Here is a 2,059-nt window from a genome sequence, read left to right as displayed (position 1 = left end):
GTCGGGCGCCACCTGCCGAGCCATGTCTTCCTGACCCGTGACGACAGGCTGATCGAAACGCTGCGCGGCTCGATCAAGTCGGCGGTCGGCAAGGAGCCGACGCTGTCGACCTCCGGTGGAACCTCCGATGCGCGTTTCATCAAGGACTATTGCCCGGTGGTCGAGTTCGGGCTGGTCGGCAAGACCATGCACATGGTCGACGAGCGCGTCGCCATTGCCGACCTCGAGACGCTGACGCAAATCTACCAGCGCTTCATAGAAGACTGGTTCGGACAGGGCTGAACAGCATGCTTTCGGCGGACGAAACCCAAGCTTCGCTGACGGGCGCCTGGCGATTGATGCTCGGCAGAGCCGACGGCCTGCGCCTGCTCGACCTGTCGGCCGACGGCTTCTGGAATTCCTTCTTCGCCATTGTCGTTGCAGCACCGGCGCTGATCGTCGGCTGGGTCGGCATCGCCAACGAAATCGGCGATCCCGACGCCTTCGCGGGGCGCTTCAGCATGCTGGTGCGCCTGGCGACGGTCGACATCGGCTCCTGGGTGCTGCCGCTGGTTGCGCTCGCTTTCATCGCGCCGCGCGCCGGCATAGGCGGCCGCTTCGTCCACTACGTCGTTGCCAGCAACTGGGCTTCGGCCATCACCGCCTGGCTGATGCTGCCTTCGGCGCTGATCCGGCTTTTCCTGTCGTCCGCAAGCCAGGTTTCGAGCCTTGTGTCGCTGTTCCTCTTTGCCCTTTCTATGGTGCTGACCTGGCGCATGACAAATGCCACGATGGGCAGGGGCGCAGCGGTCGGCACGGCCGTTTTCGTCGGCATGTTCATTGCGTCGCTGCTGGTGCTGTTCGGCCTGCAGACGTTGCTCGGCATCACCGTCCCGGACGATGTCGGAGTTCAGAGCCTTTCCGGGCTCGTCTCGATCGGATAATCGACACCGGTGAGAAACAGCCCGTCGGGCGGCGCCACCTGGCCGCAGGCGGCGCGGTCGCGCGCCTCGAGCGATGTTTTCAGGTCGGCCGCGCTCCAGCCGCCGTCGCCGACACGCTTGAGCGAGCCGACCATCGAACGCACCTGGTTGTGCAGGAACGAGCGCGCCGAAGCCCTGACCTCGACCATGTCGCCTTGTCGGCTCACATCGAGCCGTTCCAGCGTCCTGATCGGGCTGTTGGCCTGGCACTGGGTCGAGCGGAAGGTGGTAAAGTCATGCCGTCCGAGCAGGACCTTTGCCGCTTCGTGCATGGCGCCGGCGTCGAGCCGCTTCGGCACCCACCACACCTTGCCCTTGTCGAGCGCGGCCGGCGCGCGGCGGTTCAGGATGCGGTAGAGATAGTGGCGGCCAATGGCCGAGAAGCGGGCGTCGAAACTGTCGGAGACCACCGTCGCTTTCAGGATGGCGATGCGCGCCCCGGCCGCCTGCAGATGGGCGTTGACGGCATCGCGCACCTTGTCGCTCGGCCACGCCTTGACGAGGTCGACATGCGCCACCTGCGCGGTCGCATGCACGCCGGCATCGGTGCGGCCGGCGGCGCGCAGCCTGATCGCTTCGCCGCAGAATTTTTCGATCGCCTGTTCGATCGCCTGCTGCACCGAAGGCTGATCCGCCTGGTGCTGCCAGCCGGCAAACAGGCTGCCGTCATATTCGATGTCGAGGCGAAAACGCGGCATTTGCGGCTAGAGCTCTCGCCTCGAGCAATTCCAGGAAAAGTGTGAAACGGTTTTCCGTTCGGAATTGCGTTAAAACAAAGAGGAGTGCAGTTCGCCGTTTCCGTGAAAACGGCTGACTGTTCTACGCGGCGAGAGCGGTGAAGGCGGAGGCGTAGACCAGCCTGCCTGCTTCTGGCGCGTCACCCCAGGCCAGCGCCTGCAGCGCTTCGCCCTGGTATTCGCTTTCGAAGTTCTCGGCACGCGTGTGGCTATAGCCGAAACGCCCGTAATAGGTGGGGTCGCCCAGCACCACGGCCAGCGTCTCACCACCATCCTTGAGGCGGATATGCGCCTCGCGGATCAGCGCGCCGCCAATGCCGCTGCCATGGAACGAGGGCTCCACCGCCAGCGGCGCCAGCG

4 protein-coding genes are annotated in these 2,059 nt (G+C 65.0%); 2 read left to right on the top strand and 2 right to left on the bottom strand.

The features are described 5' to 3' along the window. Together EN969_RS28370 and EN969_RS28365 are read left to right on the top strand one after the other, a co-directional pair. A partial coding sequence (locus EN969_RS28370) for a M20/M25/M40 family metallo-hydrolase (RefSeq protein ID WP_127419594.1) occupies window positions 1-282 on the top strand: 282 nt, incomplete at its 5' end. 5 nt (window positions 283-287) lie between these two features. Then, window positions 288-923, top strand: coding sequence for a hypothetical protein (locus EN969_RS28365; protein WP_063169726.1), 636 nt, complete (start codon window positions 288-290; stop codon window positions 921-923). Here EN969_RS28365 and truA read toward each other — a convergent pair. Both truA and EN969_RS28355 read right to left on the bottom strand, forming a co-directional pair. Next, window positions 890-1,660, bottom strand: a complete 771-nt coding sequence (gene truA, locus EN969_RS28360) for a tRNA pseudouridine(38-40) synthase TruA (RefSeq protein WP_063169727.1) — start codon at window positions 1,658-1,660, stop codon at window positions 890-892. The genes EN969_RS28365 and truA overlap by 34 nt on opposite strands. A 121-nt stretch (window positions 1,661-1,781) precedes the next feature. Next, window positions 1,782-2,059, bottom strand: a 278-nt coding sequence (locus EN969_RS28355; RefSeq protein ID WP_164758569.1) for an N-acetyltransferase, incomplete at its 5' end; no start/stop codon positions are given.

The sequence above is a fragment of the Mesorhizobium sp. M7A.F.Ca.CA.003.01.2.1 genome, assembly GCF_003998945.1.
Lineage (GTDB): Bacteria > Pseudomonadota > Alphaproteobacteria > Rhizobiales > Rhizobiaceae > Mesorhizobium > Mesorhizobium ciceri.
Note: the sequence above shows the minus strand (reverse complement) of the source record. Positions and strands in the feature narration are given on the sequence as shown.

What these genes read in the sequence shown, in the direction of transcription:
- truA (WP_063169727.1), bottom strand. Translation starts at nt 1,660, where the DNA reads ATGCCGCGTTTTCGCCTCGACATCGAATATGACGGCAGCCTGTTTGCC.
- EN969_RS28365 (WP_063169726.1), top strand. Translation starts at nt 288, where the DNA reads ATGCTTTCGGCGGACGAAACCCAAGCTTCGCTGACGGGCGCCTGGCGA.